The sequence below is a fragment of the Streptomyces sp. MZ04 genome, from assembly GCF_004684775.1.
Lineage (GTDB): Bacteria > Actinomycetota > Actinomycetes > Streptomycetales > Streptomycetaceae > Streptomyces.
Window position 1 is genome coordinate 71726 of record NZ_SRIC01000001.1, and the last position, 22784, is coordinate 94509.

20 protein-coding genes, 2 pseudogenes and 1 riboswitch are annotated in these 22784 nt (G+C 69.3%); of the genes and pseudogenes, 15 read left to right on the forward strand and 7 right to left on the reverse strand.

Features of this window, described 5'->3' with window-relative positions; all coding sequences use genetic code 11:
* Nucleotides 1-95 precede the first annotated feature (95 nt).
* Complete coding sequence (locus E2651_RS00355; protein WP_135328901.1) at nt 96-1478, reverse strand: cysteine desulfurase/sulfurtransferase TusA family protein; 1383 nt, start codon at nt 1476-1478, stop codon at nt 96-98.
* Nucleotides 1479-1814: 336 nt separating this feature from the next.
* On the opposite strand from E2651_RS00355, the gene coxB reads away from it, so the two are divergent.
* The 4 genes from coxB to E2651_RS00375 all read left to right on the forward strand — a co-directional run bounded on the left by coxB (nt 1815) and on the right by E2651_RS00375 (nt 6286).
* Nucleotides 1815-2777, forward strand: coding sequence for a cytochrome c oxidase subunit II (coxB, locus tag E2651_RS00360; RefSeq protein ID WP_135328902.1), 963 nt, complete (start codon nt 1815-1817; stop codon nt 2775-2777).
* Nucleotides 2774-4510 carry a cytochrome c oxidase subunit I gene (gene ctaD / locus E2651_RS00365; RefSeq protein ID WP_135328903.1) on the forward strand — a complete coding sequence of 579 codons (1737 nt, stop codon included), beginning with the start codon at nt 2774-2776 and terminating at the stop codon, nt 4508-4510. Before coxB ends, ctaD begins: the two co-directional genes overlap by 4 nt.
* Entirely contained in the window at nt 4507-4905 is a 399-nt protein-coding gene (locus E2651_RS00370; RefSeq protein ID WP_135328904.1) for a cytochrome c oxidase subunit 4, read from the forward strand. Before ctaD ends, E2651_RS00370 begins: the two co-directional genes overlap by 4 nt.
* 133 nt (nt 4906-5038) lie before the next feature.
* Nucleotides 5039-6286 carry an Ig-like domain-containing protein gene (locus E2651_RS00375; protein WP_135328905.1) on the forward strand — a complete coding sequence of 416 codons (1248 nt, stop codon included), beginning with the start codon at nt 5039-5041 and terminating at the stop codon, nt 6284-6286.
* A gap of 82 nt (nt 6287-6368) precedes the next feature.
* Here the strand turns inward: E2651_RS00375 and E2651_RS00380 are convergent, their stop codons facing one another.
* Nucleotides 6369-6770 (reverse strand): hypothetical protein, encoded by a 402-nt coding sequence (locus E2651_RS00380; RefSeq protein ID WP_135328906.1) that lies wholly within the window; start codon nt 6768-6770, stop codon nt 6369-6371.
* Between the two features lie 179 nt (nt 6771-6949).
* Here E2651_RS00380 and E2651_RS00385 point away from each other — a divergent pair, with 179 nt between their 5' ends.
* From E2651_RS00385 to E2651_RS00410, 6 genes are all read left to right on the forward strand, one after another.
* Entirely contained in the window at nt 6950-7570 is a 621-nt protein-coding gene (locus E2651_RS00385) for a heme-copper oxidase subunit III (protein WP_135328907.1), read from the forward strand.
* 63 nt (nt 7571-7633) lie between these two features.
* Nucleotides 7634-8443: a c-type cytochrome gene (locus tag E2651_RS00390; protein ID WP_135328908.1), complete on the forward strand. Its 810-nt coding sequence runs from the start codon at nt 7634-7636 to the stop codon at nt 8441-8443.
* Entirely contained in the window at nt 8440-9498 is a 1059-nt protein-coding gene (locus tag E2651_RS00395; RefSeq protein WP_135328909.1) for a Rieske 2Fe-2S domain-containing protein, read from the forward strand. Before E2651_RS00390 ends, E2651_RS00395 begins: the two co-directional genes overlap by 4 nt.
* On the forward strand, nt 9495-11126 hold the full coding sequence (locus tag E2651_RS00400; RefSeq protein ID WP_135328910.1) for a ubiquinol-cytochrome c reductase cytochrome b subunit: 1632 nt from the start codon (nt 9495-9497) through the stop codon (nt 11124-11126). Before E2651_RS00395 ends, E2651_RS00400 begins: the two co-directional genes overlap by 4 nt.
* Before the next feature lie 135 nt (nt 11127-11261).
* Nucleotides 11262-12326 carry an anthranilate phosphoribosyltransferase gene (gene trpD, locus E2651_RS00405; protein ID WP_135328911.1) on the forward strand — a complete coding sequence of 355 codons (1065 nt, stop codon included), beginning with the start codon at nt 11262-11264 and terminating at the stop codon, nt 12324-12326.
* A gap of 86 nt (nt 12327-12412) precedes the next feature.
* Nucleotides 12413-12529: riboswitch (SAM riboswitch) on the forward strand.
* Between the two features lie 191 nt (nt 12530-12720).
* On the forward strand, nt 12721-14130 hold the full coding sequence (locus tag E2651_RS00410; RefSeq protein WP_135328912.1) for an aminotransferase class V-fold PLP-dependent enzyme: 1410 nt from the start codon (nt 12721-12723) through the stop codon (nt 14128-14130).
* 5 nt (nt 14131-14135) lie between these two features.
* Here E2651_RS00410 and E2651_RS00415 read toward each other — a convergent pair.
* From E2651_RS00415 to E2651_RS00430, 4 genes and pseudogenes are all read right to left on the reverse strand, one after another.
* Nucleotides 14136-14372 (reverse strand): annotated as a pseudogene (locus E2651_RS00415) (SLC13 family permease); the annotation flags it as partial.
* 139 nt (nt 14373-14511) lie between these two features.
* Nucleotides 14512-14640: pseudogene (locus E2651_RS00420) on the reverse strand (DNA-binding response regulator); the annotation flags it as partial.
* Nucleotides 14641-14672: 32 nt separating this feature from the next.
* Complete coding sequence (locus tag E2651_RS00425) at nt 14673-14954, reverse strand: Lrp/AsnC ligand binding domain-containing protein (protein ID WP_135328913.1); 282 nt, start codon at nt 14952-14954, stop codon at nt 14673-14675.
* A complete protein-coding gene (locus E2651_RS00430; RefSeq protein ID WP_135328914.1) occupies nt 14951-15682 on the reverse strand; it encodes a rhomboid family intramembrane serine protease in 732 nt (243 codons plus the stop codon). The genes E2651_RS00425 and E2651_RS00430 overlap by 4 nt, the downstream gene beginning before the upstream one ends.
* A 139-nt stretch (nt 15683-15821) precedes the next feature.
* Between E2651_RS00430 and E2651_RS00435 the strand changes: the two genes are divergently transcribed.
* The 5 genes from E2651_RS00435 (at nt 15822) to E2651_RS00455 (ending at nt 21443) form a co-directional block, all read left to right on the forward strand.
* Entirely contained in the window at nt 15822-16061 is a 240-nt protein-coding gene (locus tag E2651_RS00435) for a hypothetical protein (protein ID WP_135328915.1), read from the forward strand.
* 34 nt (nt 16062-16095) lie between these two features.
* Nucleotides 16096-17445 (forward strand): NYN domain-containing protein, encoded by a 1350-nt coding sequence (locus E2651_RS00440; RefSeq protein WP_135328916.1) that lies wholly within the window; start codon nt 16096-16098, stop codon nt 17443-17445.
* 295 nt (nt 17446-17740) lie between these two features.
* Nucleotides 17741-18772: a C40 family peptidase gene (locus E2651_RS00445; protein ID WP_167828632.1), complete on the forward strand. Its 1032-nt coding sequence runs from the start codon at nt 17741-17743 to the stop codon at nt 18770-18772.
* Between the two features lie 416 nt (nt 18773-19188).
* Nucleotides 19189-20226 (forward strand): C40 family peptidase, encoded by a 1038-nt coding sequence (locus tag E2651_RS00450; RefSeq protein ID WP_135328917.1) that lies wholly within the window; start codon nt 19189-19191, stop codon nt 20224-20226.
* Between the two features lie 38 nt (nt 20227-20264).
* Nucleotides 20265-21443, forward strand: coding sequence for a hypothetical protein (locus tag E2651_RS00455; RefSeq protein ID WP_135328918.1), 1179 nt, complete (start codon nt 20265-20267; stop codon nt 21441-21443).
* Here E2651_RS00455 and E2651_RS00460 read toward each other — a convergent pair.
* Nucleotides 21400-22638: a glycosyltransferase family 87 protein gene (locus E2651_RS00460; RefSeq protein WP_135328919.1), complete on the reverse strand. Its 1239-nt coding sequence runs from the start codon at nt 22636-22638 to the stop codon at nt 21400-21402. The two genes, E2651_RS00455 and E2651_RS00460, sit on opposite strands and share 44 nt — an antisense overlap.
* Between the last annotated feature and the right edge of the window lie 146 nt (nt 22639-22784).

Consider the following 22784-nt stretch of genomic DNA (forward strand, 5'->3'; position numbering starts at 1 on the left):
CGGCCTTCGCGCCGGGTGCCGATTGATCAGGGCCCGCGACCCCGGCAGGACCCATCGGACAGACCCTAGTCACGATCCGGGCGCACCTGGCCCGGTCACGAGCTCCGGCGGACCACATAGGCGGTTCCGTGGTCCGCCGGCCGCTCGCCCACGTACTCCTGCTCCCGCATCTCGCACCACGCCGGGATGTCGAGCCGCGCCGCCTCGTCGTCCGCGAGGACCGTGACGGTGCCGCCGACCGGCACGTCCCCGATGACCTTCGCGAGCTCGATGACGGGCAGCGGGCAGCGCTTGCCGAGCGCGTCCACGACCAGCGACGCGGGGGATTGCGCGCACGGGGGCGCCGCCACCGGAGCGCCCAGCTGTTCGCGCACCCCGGCCACCACACCCGGCAGCACCTCGAGAAAGCGCTCGACCTCCGCCTCCTGGGTCCCCCGTGGGAGTGACACCCGGACATTGCCCTCGCTCAGTACGCCCATGGCCTTCAGGACGTGGCTCGGGGTCAGCGTCGAGCTGGTGCAGGACGAGCCGGACGAGACCGAGAAGCCGGCCCGGTCCAGCTCGTGCAGCACTGTCTCCCCGTCGACATAGAGACAGGAGAACGTGACGAGATGGGGCAGGCGCCGCACGGGATCGCCCACCACCTCCACGTCCGGCACGAGCCCCGGCACCCGCGCCCGGATCCGCTCGGTCAGCTCCCGCAGCCTGGCCCCCTCCGCGGCGGCCTCGGCCCGCACGGCCCGCAGCGAGGCCGCGGCGGCGACCACGGCGGGGATGTTCTCGAAACCGGCCGCCCGCCCCGACTCCCGCTCGTCGGCGGGGCCTTGAGCGGCGAACCGCACTCCCTTGCGTACGACGAGAAGTCCCGTACCCGCGGGCCCGCCCCATTTGTGGGCACTCGCGGCAAGGAGTGACCAGTCCCCGTCGACAGGACCCCACGGAAGCGACTGCGCCGCGTCCACGAGCAGCGGCACCCCGGCGGCGCGACAGGCCGACGCGACCTCCGCCACCGGCTGTTCGGTGCCCACCTCGTGGTTGGCGGACTGGAGGCAGGCGAGTGCCGTGTCGGGGCGCAGCGCCCCGGCGTACGCCTCGGGGTCCACCGCACCGGCCCGGTCCACCCCCACCTCGGTGACCGTCCCGCCATCGGCCTCGTGCGCCGCGGCCGCATGGAGGACCGACGAGTGCTCGACCGCGGACACCACCAGATGCCGCCCGACGCGCCGCCGCCCGGCGAGCGCCCCGGCGATCCCGGAGTGCACCGCGCGGGTGCCGGACGAGGTGAAGGAGAGCTCGTCCGGGCGGCACCCGACGGCCTCCGCGGCGGCCTCCCGCGCGGCATCGAGCAACAGCCGGGCCCGCCGCCCCTCCCGATAGAGCCGCGCGGGATCGGCCCACCCCTCATCGAGCGAGGCCTGCAGCGCCTGCCGGGCGACGGGATGAAGGGGAGCGGAGGAAGCGGCATCGAAGTAGGACACACCACCACGCTATAGAACGCCCGCGCCCGAGGAGCGGCCCCGTAGGGGCGCGAGGAACTGCGCGACAAGCCCCAACGCACCCGCACTCGCGGACGGACGGATTCCACCGAGCTACTGGGCGCCCCGACCCCCCGTCAGAAAGCCGCCGCCGGAAGGGGCGCCCACCCTTCGGAGTGACCCGCGGCGCGTTAGGCACCCTCCCCGCGCGACCCCAAATAGCGTCCAGTAAGGTTTGGCCCGCATAAACATCCAAACCCCTGCCCGCCGCAGGGCGGCGACCGACCACCGAGAAGGCCGCAGCCGAAGCGCGGGCCGAGACTCTCGGGAAGGCGCTACGTGAGTCCCAACGGCTCCGACCGCTCGTCGCGGCGCCCGATGCGGCGGAAGCTGCCGCAGGTGCTGACTGCGGGCCTGATCCTTGCGACCGCTACAGGTTGCACATACAAGGACTTCCCCCGCCTTGGTATGCCCACCCCCGTAACGGAAGAGGCTCCGCGGATCCTCTCCCTCTGGCAGGGCTCGTGGGCGGCAGCGCTCGCCACGGGCGTGCTGGTCTGGGGTCTGATCCTGTGGAGTGTCATCTTCCACCGGCGCAGCCGCACCAAGGTGGAGGTACCTCCGCAGACGCGTTACAACATGCCGATCGAGACGCTGTACACGGTGGTCCCGCTCATCATCGTCTCGGTGCTCTTCTACTTCACGGCTCGCGATGAGTCGAAGCTCCTCAAGCTCGACGCAAAGCCCGCCCACACGGTCAACGTGGTCGGCTTCCAGTGGAGCTGGGGCTTCAACTACATCGAGGACGTGCCGGGTTCCAACAAGGGCGACGCCAAGACGTCCAAGGAGCTCGAGGCCATCCCGGACAAGTTCCGCAAGGCCTTCCCGGCGAACGCCGGCGGTGTCTACGAGGTCGGTACGCCCGGCGAGCGGAACCCGCAGAACGGCAACCCCGGCCCGACCCTCTGGCTCCCCAAGGGCGAGAAGGTCCGCTTCGTACTGACTTCGCGTGACGTCATCCACTCCTTCTGGGTGGTGCCGTTCCTCATGAAGCAGGACGTCATCCCGGGCCACACCAACGCCTTCGAGGTGACTCCCAACAGGGAGGGCACCTTCATGGGCAAGTGCGCCGAGCTCTGCGGTGTCGACCACTCCCGGATGCTCTTCAACGTGAAGGTCGTTTCCCCCGAGCGCTACCAGAAGCACCTCGAGGACCTCGCGAAGAAGAACCAGACCGGTTACATCCCGGCCGGCATCGAGCAGACGAGCCACGAGAAGAACCGGGAGACGAACAACCTGTGAGCATCCTCAACGAACCTCAGGGTGCCGAGGCAGCAGACGACTCGTACGAGAATGAGCTGCCGGTACGGCGCAAGCAGCCGGGAAACGTCGTCATCAAGTGGTTGACCACCACTGACCACAAGACGATCGGCACGCTCTATCTGGTCACGTCGTTCGCGTTCTTCTGCATCGGCGGCGTGCTGGCGCTCTTCATGCGCGCCGAACTCGCTCGTCCCGGCTCGCAGCTGATGTCGAACGAGCAGTTCAACCAGGCGTTCACGATGCACGGCACGATCATGCTGCTGATGTTCGCGACGCCGCTGTTCGCCGGATTCGCGAACTGGATCATGCCGCTGCAGATCGGCGCGCCCGACGTGGCGTTCCCGCGGCTGAACATGTTCGCGTACTGGCTGTACCTCTTCGGCTCGCTGATCGCGGTGGGCGGCTTCCTCACCCCGCAGGGTGCGGCCGACTTCGGCTGGTTCGCCTACTCCCCGCTGTCGGACGCCGTCCGCTCGCCGGGCATCGGCGCCGACATGTGGATCATGGGTCTGGCCTTCTCCGGCTTCGGCACGATCCTCGGCTCGGTCAACTTCATCACCACGATCATCTGCATGCGCGCGCCCGGCATGACGATGTTCCGGATGCCGATCTTCGTGTGGAACGTCCTGCTGACCGCCGTGCTGGTCCTGCTGGCCTTCCCGGTCCTGGCCGCCGCGCTGTTCGCCCTGGAGGCGGACCGCAAGTTCGGTGCCCATGTCTTCGACGCGTCCAATGGCGGCGCGCTGCTATGGCAACACCTCTTCTGGTTCTTCGGCCATCCAGAGGTGTACATCATCGCGTTGCCATTCTTCGGAATCATTTCCGAGGTCATCCCGGTCTTCTCCCGGAAGCCGATGTTCGGCTACATGGGCCTGATCGGCGCGACGATCGCGATCGCGGGTCTCTCCGTGACCGTGTGGGCGCACCACATGTACGTCACCGGTGGCGTGCTCCTACCGTTCTTCTCCTTCATGACGTTCCTGATCGCCGTGCCAACAGGCGTGAAGTTCTTCAACTGGATCGGAACGATGTGGAAGGGCTCACTGAGTTTCGAGACACCGATGCTCTGGGCCGTCGGCTTCCTGATCACCTTCACCTTCGGTGGTCTGACCGGCGTCATCCTGGCCTCGCCGCCGATGGACTTCCACGTCTCGGACTCGTACTTCGTGGTCGCGCACTTCCACTACGTCGTCTTCGGCACCGTGGTCTTCGCGATGTTCTCCGGATTCCACTTCTGGTGGCCGAAGTTCACCGGCAAGATGCTGGACGAGCGGCTCGGCAAGATCACCTTCTGGACGCTGTTCATCGGCTTCCACGGCACGTTCCTGGTGCAGCACTGGCTGGGCGCCGAGGGCATGCCGCGTCGTTACGCGGACTACCTCGCGGCCGACGGCTTCACCGCGCTGAACACGATCTCGACGATCTGCTCGTTCCTGCTCGGCCTGTCGATCCTGCCGTTCTTCTACAACATCTGGAAGACGGCCAAGTACGGCAAGAAGGTCGAGGTCGACGACCCGTGGGGCTACGGCCGCTCGCTCGAGTGGGCGACGTCCTGCCCGCCGCCGCGGCACAACTTCCTCACGCTGCCGCGCATCCGCTCGGAATCCCCGGCGTTCGACCTGCATCACCCTGAGATCGTGGCGCTCGAGCAGCTCGAGCACGGCGGTCACGGTGCCAGCGTCCTCACCGGTGGCAAGGAGGCCGGCAAGTGAAGATCCAGGGCAAGATGTTCATCTGGCTGAGCGTCTTCGTGCTCGCCATGGCGATCGTCTACGGCTGGTGGTCCAAGGAGCCGGCCGGTACGACCGCGCTCTTCCTGGCCTTCGGCCTGTGCATCATGATCGGCTACTACCTGGCCTTCACGGCCCGGCGTGTCGACGCGGCCGCACAGGACGACAAGGAGGCCGAGGTGGCGGACGAGGCCGGCGAGGTGGGCTTCTTCAGCCCGCACAGCTGGCAGCCGCTCTCCCTGGCCGTCGGTGGCGCGCTCGCCTTCCTGGGCGTCGTCTTCGGCTGGTGGCTGCTGTACTTCTCGACCCCGATCATCCTGATCGGTCTCTTCGGCTGGGTCTTCGAGTACTACCGCGGCGAGAACCAGACCCAGTGAGTCTGTAGTTCACCCCGCACCGAGGGGCCCGGACACTCCGTCAAGAGAGTCCGGGCCCCTCGGCGTGTCGGCTTGACACTCGTACGGGTCACCCGACGCGCCGGAGGTGATGAACCTTCATAGCGTGTGTTTCATGAGCCACTCACCGCGAATCCGCACTGTATTGAGCTGCACGATGCTGGTGGCCGGCCTCGGTGTCGGGGCCACGGCATGTGTCGGTTCCGACGGCCATCCGCTCTCGGCCAAGCCGTACGACGCGGCCGGCCAGATCGCCTTCAACGGCCCCGTGGGCAGCCAGAAGGCGGACCCGGACAAGGCGCTCGAGATCACCGCCGAGGGCGACGAGGGGCGTATCACCGATGTGACGGCCACCGACGCCATGGGGCGGTACATCGCCGGTGAACTCGCCGCCGACGGCGCCCGCTGGCACAGCACTTCGCCGCTCGCCGCGGGGGCCCACTACACGGTGCGGGTCAGCACCGAGGACGAGGACGGCGCGCCGGGCCGCAAGGTCCTTGCCTTCGACACCGACGCCCCGGCCAAGAAGCGGCGCCTCGACGTCACCTTCGGCCCCGAGTCGGGCAAGTACGGCGTGGGGCAGCCCGTCACGGCCGCACTCAGCCACAATGTGAAGGACAAGAAGGCGCGGGCCGTCGTGGAGCGCGCGCTGAAGGTGGAGACGCAGCCCGTGACGGAGGGCGCCTGGCACTGGGTGGACAGCAAGACGCTGCACTACCGCCCCAAGGAGTACTGGCCCACGGGCGCCAGCATCGCCGTACGCAGCAACCTCGAAGGCATCAAGGTCGGCAAGAAGCTCTGGGGCGGCGACGCCAAGCCGCTGAGGCTGACCATCGGCGACCGGATCGAGGCCGTGACGGACGCCGGGTCGCACTACATGACGGTCTACCGCAACGGCGAGGAGATCAACTCCATGCCGGTGACCACGGGCAAGCCCGGCTATTCCACGCGCAACGGCGTCAAGGTGGTCCTTGGCAAGGAGTACTCCGTACGCATGACCAGTGCCAGCATCGGAGCGTCGGACTTCTACGACAAAATGGTCTACTACGCGACGCGGGTCACCGACTCCGGCGAGTACGTGCACGCGGCGCCCTGGTCGGTCGGCTCGCAGGGCAACGAGAACACCAGCCACGGCTGCACCGGCATGAGCACCGACAACGCCGCCTGGTTCTACGAGACCTTCCGGCGGGGCGACATCGTGAAGGTCGTCAACAGCTACGGCGCGGACATGGATCCGTTCGGCAACGGATTCGGCGACTGGAACGTCGACTGGAAGAAATGGCGCGACGGCAGCGAGCTGCTCGCCGGCGCCAAGGAAGGCCCCACGGCGGTCGACGCGGCCCGGCTGCGGCCGCAGGTCTGACCCGGCCTCAGGGAGACGTGCGGGAGGGGCTCACGCGGCGCGTGAGCCCCTCCCGCACGTCCTGTGCGCCCAGAAGGTCGCCTCAGGCTCCGACAGCCGGCCTGACACGCAGCAGGGCGGCCAGCGCTTCGGCGAACTCGACCGGCTCCACCGGAAGGGTCACCGCCGACTCCGCGCGGCTCCAGGTGGCCAGCCAGGCGTCCTGCGGGCGGCCCATGAGCAGCAGTACGGGCGGGCACTGGAAGATCTCGTCCTTGAGCTGACGGCAGACGCCCATGCCGCCCACGGGCTTGGCCTCGCCGTCGAGTACACAGACGTCGATGCCGCCCCGGTCCAGTTCCTTCAGCACGGCGGGCAGCGTCGCGCACTCGATGAACTCGACCGCGGGAACGTCCGCAGCCGGCTTGCGTCCGGTGGCCAACCGGACCTGCTCGCGGGTGCTCGCGTTGTCGCTGTAGACCAGCACCGTGGCGGTCGGCTGCATTGTTCCTCCGCTTTGTTGAGGGGCTCTCGGCCGGGGACCGATGCGCGGATGCTACTCCTCCGAACACCCCGTCAACAGCGGTTCGGACAGCCCTTCGATGGGCCATACGGGCAGGACACACGCCGTAGACACTCCGAACGGCACCCCCCGGGGTGAGGGCGGGATAAGCGACCGACATAATGTCGGTCGTGGCGACAGCAACGACAGTAGATACCGGGCACGCGCACCCGCCGGTCAATCGGCCGAACCTCACCAGCGTCGGAACCATCATCTGGCTCAGTTCCGAGCTGATGTTCTTCGCGGCCCTCTTCGCGATGTACTTCACCCTGCGATCGGTGACAGGTCCTGATCACTGGAAGGAAATGGCTTCGGCCCTCAACTTCCCGTTCTCGGCGACGAACACCACGATCCTGGTGCTCTCCTCCCTCACCTGCCAGCTCGGCGTATTCGCCGCCGAGCGCGGTGACGTGAAGAAGCTCCGGATGTGGTTCATCGTCACCTTCATCATGGGTGCGATCTTCATCGGCGGTCAGGTCTTCGAGTACACCGAGCTGGTCAAGAAGGATGGGCTCTCGCTCTCCTCCGACCCGTACGGCTCGGTCTTCTACCTGACCACCGGTTTCCATGGCATGCATGTGACAGGCGGCCTCATCGCCTTCCTGCTGGTCCTGGGTCGCACCTACGCGGCCAGGAGGTTCACCCATGAGCAGGCGACCGCAGCCATCGTCGTGTCCTATTACTGGCACTTCGTCGATGTCGTGTGGATCGGTCTCTTCGCCACGATCTACATGATCAAGTAGCCGGGCCCGAACCCGAACCATTCCGAAGCATCGACGCAGAAGATCCTGACACCGGGGTAATCCGTGAAAAAGCTCTCCGCACGACGACGCCACCCGCTGGCGGCGGTCGTCGTACTACTCCTCGCGCTGGCGGCCACCGGGGGGCTGTACGCCGCGTTCGCACCCGCGGACAAGGCGCAGGCCGACGACACCGCCCAGTCCCTTGCCATCGACGAAGGCAAGAAGCTCTACGCCGTTGGCTGCTCCAGCTGCCACGGAACCGGCGGTCAGGGGTCCTCCGACGGTCCGAGCCTGGTGGGCGTCGGCGCCGCCGCTGTTGACTTCCAGGTCAGCACCGGCCGTATGCCGCTCCAGCAGCCGGGCGCCCAGGCGCCGAAGAAGAAGGCCATCTACAACCAGGCCCAGGTCGACCAGCTCGCGGCGTACATCGCCTCGCTGGGCGCCGGGCCGAACGTCCCCACCGAGAAGCAGTACAGCCCGGAAGGGGCGGACATCGCCAAGGGCGGCGAGCTGTTCCGCACCAACTGTGCGCAGTGCCACAACTTCACCGGTGAAGGCGGCGCGTTGACGAACGGCAAGTTCGCACCGTCGTTGGAGGATGTCTCCCCGAAGCACATCTACGAGGCCATGCAGACCGGCCCGCAGAACATGCCGTCCTTCCCCGACACGGTCATGCCGGAGAAGAATAAGAAGGACATCATCGCGTACGTCGACGCGGTCAACGGCGAAGAGACCGAGAGCCCCGGTGGTCTCTCGCTGGGCGGTCTGGGACCGGTCAGTGAGGGCCTGTTCGGCTGGATCTTCGGCCTCGGCTCGCTGATCGCGGTCGCCGTGTGGGTCGCCGCTCGGACCGCAAAGGCCAAGAAGTCATGAGTAGCCAAGAGAATCCAGAAGAGAACCTGCCCAGCGTGCAGGAGACCGAGCACACCTCGGTAGCGGTCGCGGACGAGGAGAACCCGTTCGCCGACCCGGGGCTGCCGCCCCATCAGCATCGCGTCCAGGACATCGACGAGAAGGCCGCAAGGCGCTCCGAGCGCACAGTCGCCTTCCTGTTCCTGCTCTCGATGCTGTCCACGGTCGGCTTCATCGCCGCGTTCGTGGCCTTCCCGGTCGACCAGAGCGTCTACATCTTCCCGATCGGCCGCATCAGCGCGCTCAACTTCGCGCTGGGCATGACCCTCGGCATCGCCCTCTTCAGCATCGGCGCGGGAGCGGTCCACTGGGCCCGCACCCTGATGTCCGACGTGGAGATCGCCGACGAGCGGCACGCCATCGAGGCCTCGCCCGAGCTTCGGGCCAAGGTCATGGACGACTTCAAGACCGGCACCGAGGAGTCCCAGTTCGGCCGCCGCAAGCTGATCCGCAACACGATGTTCGGTGCGCTCGCCATGGTGCCGCTCACCGGCCTCGTCCTGCTGCGTGACCTCGGTCCGCTGCCCGAGGACAAGCTGCGGCACACGCTCTGGGGCAAGGGCAAGCTGCTCGTGAACATGAACACGAACGAGCCGCTGCGCCCGGCGGACGTCGCGGTCGGATCGCTGACCTTCGCCAAGCCCGAGGGCCTGGAGGAGCACGACCACGGCTTCCAGACGGAGATCGCCAAGGCGGCCCTGATGATCGTCCGGATCCAGCCGGACAACATCAAGGACAAGCGCGAGCTCGACTGGTCGCACGACGGCATCGTCGCCTACTCCAAGATCTGCACCCACGTGGGTTGCCCGATCTCCCTGTACGAGCAGCAGACGCACCACGTCCTCTGCCCGTGCCACCAGTCAACCTTCGACCTCTCCGACGGTGCCCGAGTGATCTTCGGCCCGGCCGGTCACGCACTGCCGCAGCTGCGCATCGGCGTGAACGACGAGGGCTACCTCGAGGCGCTCGGCGACTTCGAAGAGCCCGTCGGTCCTGCATTCTGGGAGCGCGGATGAGCACTTCGGCAAGCGACAAGCGCAAGAAGGAGGCGCCCGCCGGTGAGCGGCTCGCCGACTGGGCGGACGGCCGGCTCGGGATCTACTCCCTGGCCAAGTCCAACATGCGCAAGATCTTCCCGGACCACTGGTCCTTCATGCTCGGTGAGATCGCCCTCTACAGCTTCATCGTCGTCATCCTCACGGGTGTGTATCTGACGCTGTTCTTCCACCCGTCGATGAACGAGGTGGAGTACCACGGCACCTATGTCCCGCTGCAGGGACAGCTGATGTCGGAGGCGTTCAACTCGACCATGCACATCAGCTTCGATGTGCGCGGTGGTCTGCTGATCCGGCAGATCCACCACTGGGGCGCGTTGATCTTCATCGCCGCGATGTTCGTGCACATGATGCGCGTCTTCTTCACGGGCGCCTTCCGCAAGCCGCGTGAGGTCAACTGGCTGTTCGGCTTCACGCTGCTCGTCCTCGGCATGTTCACCGGCTTCACCGGTTACTCGCTCCCGGACGACCTGCTCTCCGGCACCGGTGTCCGCTTCATGCAGGGCGCGGTCCTGTCCGTGCCGATCGTCGGTACGTACCTGTCGATGTTCCTGTTCGGCGGAGAGTTCCCCGGCACCGACTTCGTGGCCCGGTTCTACTCGGTGCACATCCTGCTGCTGCCCGGCATCATGCTCGGCCTCGTGGTGGCGCACCTGATCCTGGTCTTCTTCCACAAGCACACGCAGTTCGCGGGCCCCGGCAAGACCAACAACAACGTCGTCGGCATGCCGCTGCTCCCGGTCTACATGGCCAAGGCCGGAGGCTTCTTCTTCCTGGTCTTCGGTGTCATCACGGCCATCGCGGCGATCGCCACGATCAACCCGATCTGGGCGCTCGGCCCGTACCGTCCGGACCAGGTCTCCACCGGAGCCCAGCCCGACTGGTACATGGGCTTCTCGGAAGGCCTGATCCGCTTCATGCCGGGCTGGGAGATCAACCTCTGGGGTCACACGCTCGTCCTGGGTGTGTTCATCCCGCTGGTGATCTTCCCGCTGGTCCTGGTGGCGATCGCGGTCTACCCGTTCATCGAGGCCTGGGTCACCGGGGACAAGCGCGAGCACCACATCCTGGACCGCCCGCGCAACGCCCCGACCCGTACGGCCTTCGGCGTCGCCTGGCTGTCCTGGTACTTCGTGCTGCTCATCGGCGGCGGCAACGACCTGTGGGCCACGCACTTCCACCTGTCGATCAACTCGATCACCTGGTTCGTGCGGATCTCCTTCTTCGTCTTCCCGGTCCTCGCGTTCATCATCACCAAGCGGGTCTGCCTGGGGCTGCAGCGGCGTGACAGGGACAAGGTGCTGCACGGACGCGAGTCCGGCATCATCAAGCGCCTGCCGCACGGCGAGTTCATCGAGGTCCACGAGCCGCTCAACAAGGAGCAGCTGCACACGCTCACCGCGCACGAGCAGTACAAGCCGGTCGAGATCGGCCCGCTGGTCGACGAGAACGGCGTCAAGCGCAAGGTGACCGGTTCGCAGAAGCTCCGGGTCAAGCTCTCGAAGGGCTACTACGGGGAGGAAAGCCAGATCCCCAAGCCCACCGTCGAGGAGTACAAGGAGATCACGAGCGGCCACGGCCACCACTGATCCCTGAGCTCATCGAGCTCTGACCACAAGGTCGCCACGGCAAGAGCCCCGTCCATTGCGCGGACGGGGCTCTTTGCCGTCCCCGGACCTGGATAGGGTGTCCCTGGCCCCTTTATACGAACTCAGGAGCGGCAGATGAGCGCTGTGACCCCCGCAGGAGGCAACACCGCGGCGGGCCGTTCCTGGCCCGACGTACTGAACGGACTGCTCGACGGGCGCGACCAGAGCGCCGACGACACCGCCTGGGCCATGGACCGCATCATGCGGGGCGAGGCCACCGACGCGCAGACCGCCGGCTTCGTGGTGGCGCTGCGGGCCAAGGGCGAGACGGTCGAGGAGATCTCCGGTCTCGTACGCGCGATGTACGAGCACGCCAATCTCATCGAGGTGCCGGGGCGGACCGTCGACATCGTCGGTACCGGCGGTGACGGCGCGAAGACCGTCAACATCTCCACGATGTCCGCGATCGTCATCGCCGGCGCGGGCGCCAAGGTCGTCAAGCACGGCAACCGCGCGGCCTCCAGCGCCTCGGGCGCCTCCGACGTACTGGAGAAGCTCGGGGTGAACCTGGAGCTGTCGCTCGACCGGGTCGTCGAGGTGGCCGAGGAAGCCGGGATCACCTTCTGCTTCGCCGTGAAGTTCCACCCGGCGCTGCGGCACGCGGGCGCGGCGCGCAGCCAGCTGGGGATCCGGACCGTCTTCAACCTCCTCGGCCCGCTCACCAACCCGGCCAAGGTCCGCTCCCAGGCGGTCGGCGTCGCCGACGCCCGGATGGCCCCCGTCGTGGCCGGAGTCTTCGCCGAGCGCGGGAACTCGTCGCTTGTCTTCCGCGGTGACGACGGCCTCGACGAGCTGACGACGACCTCGACGTCCCGGGTCTGGGTGGTGCGGGACGGGCAGGTGCGCGAGGAGGCCTTCGACCCGCGGGACGTCGGCATCGACCTCGTGCCCATCGAGGCGCTGCGGGGCGCCGACGCCTCGTACAACGCGGATGTCGCGCTGCGGCTGCTCGACGGTGAGACGGGGCCCGTGCGGGACGCCGTGCTGCTGAACGCGGCGGCGGCCCTGGTCGCCCTCGACCCGACCGACGAGCCGCTCGCGGCGCAGATCGGGGCCGGTATGGCGAAGGCGGCGCAGTCGATCGACTCGGGGGCCGCGAAGCGGACCCTGGAGCGCTGGGTGGCGGCCAGCAACCGCTGAGGCGGCCGACAGGTGTGACGCAAGGCGCAGTCCGGATTCTGGACTGCGCCTTGCGCGTCGAAGATCGTGTGGCAAGATGCTCAACAGGTCATGAGTGACAGCGATTAGGCCCCGGCTCGCTGTCCGGCAACCCTCCGTCCGTGGCGGGGTGCCCCGGGTGAAGACCAGGTCGTACGCAGCAAGGCGTATGGCAAGCGCGGACCCCTGCGCACTCGATGAGTGTCGCATCCCTGGGGTCCTGGTCCTCAAGGGAGCAGTCTCGTGAGCAAGCGAATGCGATAGGGCTTCTCGGCCCCTTTTCCGCACCCCCCTTTTCTCTTCATCACTGCACCGCCCTGCGTGCCGCACGGGCGTCGACGCAGTGAACTCGCCTGCCTTCCCACGGGAGTTCGCCATGTCTGTTTCCGCCGTTGCCGCCGACTCGTCCGTCTGTGCCCCCCTCGCCGTCCTCGGCCGTGACGTCACCGTGCCGCTCGTCACCGGTGGCGAGGTGACCTACGCCGCGCTCGACTACGCGGCGAGCGCGCCGGCCCTGCAGCGGGTGTGGGACGACGTGGCCGCGTACGCGCCGTACTACGGCAGCGTGCACCGCGGGGCCGGGTACCTCTCGCAGCTCTCCACCGACCTGTTCGAGAACAGCCGGGTCGCCGTCGCCGAGTTCCTCGACTGCCGCGAGGGCGACCAGGTCGTCTTCACGCGCTCGACCACCGACTCGCTCAACCTGCTCGCCGCCGCGCTCCCGGCCGACTGCCAGGTCTTCGTCTTCGAGACCGAGCACCACGCCTCGCTGCTGCCCTGGCGCGACGCCCGTGTGACGTACCTGAACGCCCCGCGCACCGCCGACCAGGCCGTCGCCACCCTCGAGCGCGCCCTCGCCGACCGCGACCCTTCCCCAAGCTCTCAACTTCGTTCGAGCAGGGGAGGCCCCACTGGGCCCGCCCTGGTCTGCGTGACCGGTGCGTCGAACGTCACCGGTGAGCTGTGGCCGGTCAAGGAACTCGCCGCCGCCGCCCACGCGCACGGCGCCCGTATCGTGCTCGACGCCGCGCAGCTCGCGCCCCACCACCCCGTCTCCGTCAGCGAGTTGGACGTCGACTGGGTCGCCTTCTCCGGTCACAAGCTGTACGCGCCCTTCGGCTCGGGCGTCCTCGCGGGCCGCTCCGACTGGCTGCGGGAAGCCGATCCGTACCTCGCCGGCGGCGGCGCCTCGCGGAAGGTGGCGCGGCGCACGGACGGCGGCGTCGACGTCGAGTGGCACGACACCGCCGCGCGGCACGAGGCCGGTTCGCCGAACGTCATCGGCGTGTACTCCATCGCCTCCGCCTGCAAGGCGCTGACCGAGGCGGGCTTCGACGAGCTCGTCGCCCGCGAGAACCACCTCATCGCCAAGGTCCGCGAGGGTCTCGCCGAGGTGCCCGCGGTGAAGGTGCTCTCGCTCTTCGGTGACGACGCCCCGCGCGTCGGCGTCATCTCCTTCGTGGTCGAGGGCTGGAACAGCTCGCACTTCGCGGCCGCGCTCTCCGCCGAGTACGGCATCGGCGTACGCGACGGTCTCTTCTGCGCCCACCCGCTGGTGCGCACCCTGCTCGGCAGCGACCCGCAGACCCAGGGCGAGTGCGGCGCTCCCGAGGCCGCGCCCGGCGAGAAGTCGCTGAACGCGATCCGGGTGAGCTTCGGCGCGGGCACCCCGGACGAGCACGTCGAGCGTTTCGTGCGCGCCGTCAAGGAGCTGGTGGCGGACGGCGCGCGCTGGAACTACCGCACCGAGGACGGGCGTTGCGTGCCGGACACCACCGGGGCCTGAGTCTGCGCGAGCGCGGCGCGCCCGGAGGTCGCGGGCACCGCGAAGGCCGTCACGACCAGGGCCGCCGTCGTCAGATGCGTCAACTGCCGTACGCTGCGCGCCCCGGTGACCAGAAAGGCCGCCGCCCGTCCCGCGAGGCCGCTGCGGGCCACGGCGGCGGCGAGCACGGAAGCGCAGATCAGCAGCCAGACGGTCTCGTCGCCGAGGGTGCCGAAGAGGGTGTCGCTGCTGATCACGCCGGTCGCAGAGGGTGATGCCTTGGCGCGGGTTCAGGGTCACGCCGTTCAGCGTGGTGCGGCGCCGTGAGCCCTCAATGAGCCGTAGATGAAAGGAAGTTCACCGGACCTATGGGGGGCTCTGTCCCGGAAGCCGGTACCCCACACGTGCCGTCAGGTCCACCGTCCGCTCGTCCGAACGCGCCCTGCGGGTCCGCAGATCCAGCGTCAGATCCCCGCCGCGCAGCACCGTCACCTCCGGGCCGCCCGCCGCCGTACGCAGCAGCATGAGCCGCGGATGAAGAAACCCTCATCCAGGCGACACGGCTAGGAGTCGAGGCCGATCGCGAACGCCGCCTCCAGGTCGTGCTGCGAGTACGTACGGAACGCGACATGCGTGTCCGTCGCCTCCACGCCGGGGATCTTGCTGATCTTGCCGGGGATGACATCGGCCAGGTCGTCGTGGCGGCCGACGCGCACCATGGCGATCAGGTCGTAGGTGCCGGTGACGGAGAAGACCTCGCTGACGCACTCGAGGGCGGAGATCGACTCGGCGATCTCCGGGATCCGGTCCACGCTGGTCTTGATGAGCACGATCGCGGTGATCACGGCTGGCTGTCTCCCTCGGTGGCCGGTGCTGGTTTCTTCACTCTATCCGTCCGGCCATAGCGCACCCACGCGTACAGAAAGCCCAGCGAGAAGCCCACCAGATGGGCCAGATAGGCGACGCCGGGACCTTGCCCGCCCTGGAGCGCGGCGAGCCACTGCAGTGTCACCCAGAACGGCAGCACCACCCAGGCGGGGAAGCGCAGCGGCAGGAAGAAGAGGAACGGGAAGAGGCTGGTGACCCGCGCCTTGGGGAAGAGCCGCAGGAAGGCCCCGAGGACCGCCGAGATCGCCCCCGACGCGCCCACCAGGGTCTGGTCGGAGCCGGCGTGCGCGGCCGCGTAGGCGAGCAGGGCGAGATAGCCGCAGCCGAGGTAGAAGAGCGCGAACTGCAGGTGCCCCATCCGCTCCTCGACCATTGCCCCGAAGACGTAGAGGAAGAGCATGTTGCCGAGCAGATGCAGCCAGCTGCCGTGCACGAAGAGCGCGGTGGCCGGGGCGAGCGCGGCGCGCGGCACCCCGCTGATCAGCTCCGAGGGGACCACGCCCCACCGCGCGAAGTAGTCCTGCTGGGCGGCGAGCAGCTCGTCGCCGGTGCCGTACACGGGGTTGAGCCCGGACACTGGGGAGATCGCGAAGACCAGACAGCAGACGACGATCAGGCCGTACGTCACCGGGGCCGACTGGCCCCTGACCAGCCGGACCGCCGTCGCACCCCATGTGGTGATCATGAACAGAGCATGACGTAACGGACGCTACCCGCACAGACCGCCTCGCCGCCGTGGACGCCGCCGCATGGAGACCCTTACAGGCCTTAGGGTTACGGGCACCGCGCACCATGGAATCCCGAAGGAAAGCGATACAGCCACGATGACGGTTCCTCTGCCGACCGACACCACCCGGTGGCGCTGCACGCTCTGCGGCAACCTCACGCGTTTCGACGTGACCCGCTCGTCGAAGGTCGTCGAATATGTGCACCTCGACCTGGCCGGTGAGTCGAACGTCGAGGAACGCGAGGTGGTCAGTGAGACCATCGAGTCGGTGCGCTGCCGCTGGTGCAACGCGGTGGACAAGGTGGAACTCGTGGACAGGCCGGGCGCCGGCTCCTGAGGGAGCGGGCCCCGCACAGCAAGTGGGGTGAGCGATGGTGGAGAGCGCGAGCGGGGAGCCGGACGACGGCGCCGCTGAGGTGCTCGACCGCCCGCTGCCCGACGGGGTGCGCCGCCGGGTCGTCCAGATCGTCTCGGACGGGTTCGGCGGACTCACGGTGAGCGAACTGCCCGCACAGCTTCGGCAGTACGCCCGTTTCACACCGACCCGGCGCACGAAGTTCGCGGGCAACGCGATGGCGACCGCCCTGGAGGGCGATCCGCTCTTCCGGCAGCGCATCGGCGAACGTCTCAGAGAGGCGCAGCCCGAGCTCACCGGCGCCCTGGACGCGGGCTCACCGCCCCCGGCCGCGGACCCGCTCGACGTGGCGGCCGCGGCCTATGTGTTGCGCCCCACCGGCTGGGTGAAGCTGGTGACCGCCGCGGGCGAGGAGGCCCAGCGGGCGGACGCCGAGCGCGTCGACGACGAGACGCGGGCCGAGCTGGAGCGGCTGCGCGAGGAGCTCGCGGCGGCCCGCGGCCAGACGAAGGCCGAGACGGAACGGCTGCGCGCGGAGCTCGAGTCGGCGAAGAAGGAAGCCGAATCGATGCATCGCAAGCTGCGCGGCGCGCTCAGCGACGTCAAGCGCGGCGAGGCGGCCCTGCGCAAGGCGGCGGCCGACGCCGACGCCGTACGCGCCGAGGTCCAGGCGCAGGTCTCCGCCGCCGAGAGCGAGACCCGGCGGCTCAAGGCCCGGCTCGGCGAGACCGAGGCGGCGCTCGAGGCCAGCCGCAGGGCGGCGCGCGAGGGCCGCAGCGTCGAGGACATGCGGGTGCGGCTGCTCCTGGACACGGTCCTGGAGGCCACTCAGGGGCTGCGCCGTGAACTCGCCCTGCCGCCCGTGTCGGTGCGGCCCGCCGAGACCGTGGACGCCGTCGAGCCGGGGCGGATGACCCCGAAGGACATCGCGGCCCGCGCGCTCTCCGAGAACGATCCGGCCATCCTCGACCAACTGCTCGCGCTGCCGCAGGCGCACCTGGTCGTGGACGGCTACAACGTCACCAAGACCGGCTATCCCACGATGCCCCTGGAGAAGCAGCGCCTCCGCCTGCTCGGCTCGCTCTCGCAGCTCGCCGCCCAGACCGGCGCTGAGGTGACCTGCGTCTTCGACGGGGCCGAACTCGCCGCGCCCGTCCTGCTCGCGCCGCCGCGCGGAGTACGGGTGCTGTTCTCCAAGCCGGGCGTCACCGCGGACGAACTGATCCGCCAGCTGGTGCGCGCCGAGCCTCCCGGGCGCCCCGTGGTCGTCGTCTCGACCGACCGCGAAGTGGCCGACGGGATCGCGAAGGCGGGGGCGCGACCGGTCGCTTCGGTCGTCCTCCTGAAGCGGCTCTCGCGCGGCTGACCGTACGCCCGATTCTGTGGAGCTAAGGGTGCCTGAGTAACTCCTGTGCCCTATGCCCGAATTGGGGCGACGCTTACGCAACGTAGCGTCAAGTGCCCATCACCGCCTGTGCGTCAACGGTAAAGAATGCGCCCGACCGGCGACTTTTTGCTGGTCAGGATTTGAACTGATCACAAGAAGGTCACTAAGGTCTCGCCTCGAACCTCCGCTCGGTTGATCACCCATCCGGGGTGACAGCGGTGGTACCCGCCCACCGGGTTTCGGTAGGCGGCTGGAGGAAGAAGGAGCCGCCTTCGTGGCGTCCCACCGTCGACCCAAGCAGCCGAGCCGCACCCGCGTGACCGTGCTCACCGCGACCGCCGCCGCTGCCGTGGCGCTCACCTCGCAGGCCGCCAACGCATCGCCGAGCGAGAAGCCGAGCAAGGACGAGGTCAAGTCCAAGGTCGACAAGCTCTACGAGGACGCGGGCCGGGCCACCGACCGGTTCAACGGCGCCAAGGAGAAGCAGGAGAAGCTCGAGAAGGAGATCGGCGAGCTTCAGGACAAGGTCGCGCGCGGCCAGGGGGACCTCAACGACCTGCGCAGCGGCCTCGGTTCGATGGCCAGCGCGCAGTACCGCTCCGGCGGCATCGACCCCTCCGTCCAGCTCTTCCTCTCGGCCGACCCGGACGACTACCTCGACAAAGCGTCCACCATGGACCAGTTGAGCAGTCAGCAGGTCGAGGCGCTCCAGAAGGTCCAGGACAAGCAGCGGACCCTCGCGCAGGAGCGCAAGGAGGCTTCCGACAAGCTCAAGGACCTCGCCGACACGCGCAAGGAACTGGGCAAGAAGAAGAAGGAAGTCCAGAGCAAGCTCGGCGCAGCCCAGAAGCTGCTCAACACCCTGACCGCCGAGGAGAAGGCGGAGCTCGCCGCCAAGGAGCAGCGCGCCAGCCGCGACGCCGGCGACCGCGTGGACCTCGGCAAGGAGGTCCCGGCCTCGCAGCGCGGCCAGGCCGCCCTGAGCGCCGCCGCGACCCAGCTCGGCAAGCCGTACGTCTCCGGCGGCAGCGGCCCCAACTCCTACGACTGCTCCGGCCTCACGCAGTGGGCGTACAACCAGGCCGGTGTGCAGATCACCCGCACCACCTACACCCAGCAGAACGACGGCACGAAGATCGGCCGGGGTGAGCTGAAGCCCGGCGACCTGGTGTTCTTCAACAGCCTCGCGCACGTCGGCTTCTACGCGGGCAACGGCCAGGTGCTCCACGCCCCGAAGCCGGGCGCCGTGGTGCGCTACGAGTCGATGTCGACCATCGGGTCCTTCCAGTTCGGCGTCCGCATCTGATTTCCGGTCGGATTCCCGTCCGGCGGTCCGCATCTGAAACGACCGGCATGCCGCCCGAACGGGCGAATTCCGCCAACTACCGCTGACTCAACGCCCCGTCCTCGACCTGCGTCGATGGCGGGGCGTCCGGCTGTGCACAGGCGATCCGCGTCGCGCTGCGTGATAGCTTGCGCGCTGTCCGTCAGCCCCGGCCGACGGATCTACCGCCGGACGGGCGGGAAGTGACGCCTGTGGAGGCTCGCGTAAGACCGGAACACAGCGTCCGGCAGGGGCCCGTGAAGCAGGAACCCGCCGGAAGCCGGTCCGCGACGCGGGTCGGCAGGCCGGAGCCTCGGCCGCCGTGCCGGGGAGGACGTCAATGTCGCGCGCATTCCCCGACCGTCGGGGGCGTCAGCGGAAGAGGAGAGCGGCTTCCCTTGGGATCCCATCGTCGTCCCGCAGATTCCGGACCCGACCGGGGTGCGCGTGGCACCCGCGTCACCGTTCTTTCCGTCGCGGCGGCCACCGCTGCCGCCGCCCTCGGCGCCGCACCGGCGGGCGCCGCGCCGCAGGACACTCCGTCCGACACCAAGGCCAAGGTGGACCGCCTCTACGAGCAGGCCGAGCAGGTCACCGAGTCGTACAACAAGGCCGACGAGCGCGCGGACAAGCTGCGCGAGCAGGTCCGAATCGCCAAGGACAGCGTCGCCCGCGGCCAGGAGCGCATCAACACGATGCGCGGCGCGCTGGGCGCGCTCGCCGGGGCCCAGTACCGCTCCGGCGGCATCGACCCCTCGCTCGCCCTGCTGCTCTCCTCCGACCCGGACGGCTATCTGGACAAGGCGGCGGCGCTCGACCGCATCGGCGCCCGGCAGGCCGATGAGCTGACCGATCTGCACAAGGCCCAGCGCGCCCTGGCCCAGGAGCGCACGGAGGCGACCCGCAAACTCGCCGAGCTCGAGGAGAGCCGCAAGGCCGTGGCCCGCCACAAGCGCACCGTCGAGCACAAGCTCGCCAAGGCGCGGCGGCTGCTCAACTCGCTGCCGTCCGACGAACGCGACGCGTACGACAGGGCGTCGCGCTCGGGCCGCGGTGAGCTGCCCGACCTCGGCGCCGCGGTGCCCGCGTCGGCGCGGGCCGCGGCCGCCACGGCCGCCGCACGCTCGGCGGTCGGCCGCCCCTACGTGTGGGGGGCCAACGGTCCCTCCGGCTTCGACTGTTCGGGCCTCACGCAGTGGTCGTACGCACAGGCGGGCGTCGGCCTGCCGCGCACCTCGCAGGCGCAGCGGTACGCAGGGCGGCAGGTGCCGCTCGCGCAGGCGCAGCCCGGCGACCTCGTGGCCTACCGCGATGACGCGAGCCACATCGGGATGTACATGGGCAACGGCCAGGTCGTGCACGCGCCCTACCCCGGCGCGGCCGTGCGCTACGACCCGGTGGGCATGATGCCGGTGTCGTCCGTGACGCGGATCTGACCGGCGCTCCGCCGCCCGCTGCCCGTACGATCTGAAACATGGCTGGTCGCGGGCGTGGGTCGGGGGTGCTTGGGCTCTGCGTCGCGCTGCTCGTCGGGTGCGGCGGTCCTTCGGCGCCCGATGCCGCCCCCGGTGATGTGCGCCGGATGCTCGAGCGGCGCGCGGAGGCGGTGCTCGACCGGGACGCCGCCGCGTACCGCGCGACCGGCCGCCCCGCCGACGCCTACGACAACCTCCGTGATCTCCCGCTCGCCTCATGGGGGTACCGCCTGACCGCCTTCGACCGGGACGGCGAGCGGGCCACGGCGACCGCCGAGCTGCGTTACCGGATCAAGGGCTACGACACGGCGCCGCTGAGCACGACGCGCACGCTCTCGCTCCGGGAGCGCGACGGACAGTGGTACGTCGCCGCCGAGCGCCCCGCGAAGAAGGCCACCGAGCAACTCTGGGACCAGGGGCCCGTCGCGTCCGTACGGGGCGCTCACAGCCTCGTCCTGGGCGTCGGGCGCAGCGATGCGGAGTTGCGGGAGTACGCGGACATGGCCGACCGTGCGGTGCCCTTGGTGCGGGACGCCTGGCGGGGGAAGTGGCCCGGCCGGGTCGTCGTCCTGGTGCCCAAGTCCCTGGACGGCATGGCGGGGCTGCTGGGGGCACCCGCCTCCGGCTACCAGGGGATCGCGGCGGTGACCACGGGGGAGGCGGGCGGCTCCGGGCAGGCGCCCGCCGACCGGATCATCGTCAACCCGGAGGCGTACGGCGTGCTCGGCGCCTTCGGCAAGCAGGTCGTCATCACCCACGAGACGACCCACGTAGCGACCCGCGCGCACACCTCTCCGGCCACCCCGCTGTGGCTCTCCGAAGGCTTCGCCGACTGGGTGGGCTACCGCGGCACGGGCCGCACGGCGGCGCAGGCCGCGCCCGAACTGAGGCGCGCCGTACAGGAGGAGCGGCTGCCCGGAGCGCTGCCCGAGGACGGCGACTTCGGCTTCAGCGGGGACGCGGGGAAGCTCGCGCAGGCGTACGAAGGGGCGTGGCTGGCCTGCCGGATGATCGCGGACCAGTGGGGCGAGGAACGCCTTACGGCGTTCTACGAAGAGGTCGGCGAGCACAAGAAGAGGCCGGGTGCGGTGGAGGGCGCCCTGAAGGAGGTCCTCGACACCACTCCGGAGGAGTTCACGGCGCGGTGGCGTACGTATCTGCGCGCGGAGCTCGGCTGACCTCTCCGGGGGACGCGTCGCACCCCTGGAGGCGGGGCTCGGACACCGTCCGCCGCCACAGGCTCCGGCAGGCGAGCAGCGCGGCGGCGACGAGCAGACCATTGCGTACGAAGAGCAGCGCGATGCCCAGCGGATCACTGGCCACCACGTGCGAGAACCAGACGGGGAACTCCAGGAAGGTGACGAACGTGGCCGCGAGGACGAGCCGGGCGGGCAGCACCATTCGGCTCGTACGGAACACCAGGCACACGGCGGCGATCCCCACCAGCCAGACCAGGTACTGCGGGCTGATCACCCGGCTCGTCACCGTGAACAGCAGCACCGCGACGAAGGCCGCGTCCGCGACCGTGCCCGCCGACCAGGCGCGCGCCCGCAGCCGCCACACGAGCAGCCAGCAGAAGGCCGCCACGGACAGCGCCTGCGCCGCCGTGCTGACCAGCGGGACGTAGGGGCCGAGGAACTCCACCGAGCCGTAGTTCAGCTGCACCTGGCCGCTCCAGCCGAAGTGCCGCGCGACATGGAAGACGAGGGCGCCGAGCGACTCGACCTCGGTGCCCCGGTCGCGCTGGAAGGTCAGGAAGGCGAGCGCCCCCGGCATCGTCACCAGGAAGGCGAGGGCGACACCGATGGCCGTGACCGCCGCCGCGCCCCAGGAGCGCCGGGTGGCACGCGCGCGTGGAGTGCCGACGAGCAGCAGCACCGGCCACACCTTGAGCAGCGCGCCGAAGCCCGCCAGCGCCCCCATCGTGCGCGGATGCCGGGCCCCCGCGAGCAGCGCGGCGACCGCGACGGCCGTCACCATCAGGTCGTAACGGGCGTACACGGTGGGCCCGAGCAGCGCCACGCCCACGACCCACACCCAGGCCCCCCGCAGCGTTCTGCCGGGCCGCGGCCCCGCGTACAGGAGCAGCCCGAGGGCCAGCGCGTCGGCGAGGAGCGCGAGGACGAAGAAGGCGGTCCCGTAGCCGATGAAGGGCAGCAGGGCGGGGGAGAGGACCGCGAGGGCGGCGGCGGGCGGGTACTGCCAGGTGACGTCGTCGAGCGGGAAGGTGCCGGTGCGCAGGACCTCGTACCAGCCCTGGTAGATGACCCAGACGTCGCTGGTCACGTCGGGGCCCGGGGCGGTGAGGACCTTGAGGACGCAGAGCAGCAGGACGGTCCGGGTCAGGACCCAGACGGAGAGGATCCGCACCACGCGCCACCACGCCCCTTTTCAGCCGGTTCATTGGGATTCGGGAGCCATGATGGCGGACGGGGCCGTGGATCGGCCACGAGGCGGGGCGGTGAAGGGGCCAAGAGGCGGGGCCGTTCGGCGCCTTGCCCGGCTTTCGGTACTGTCGG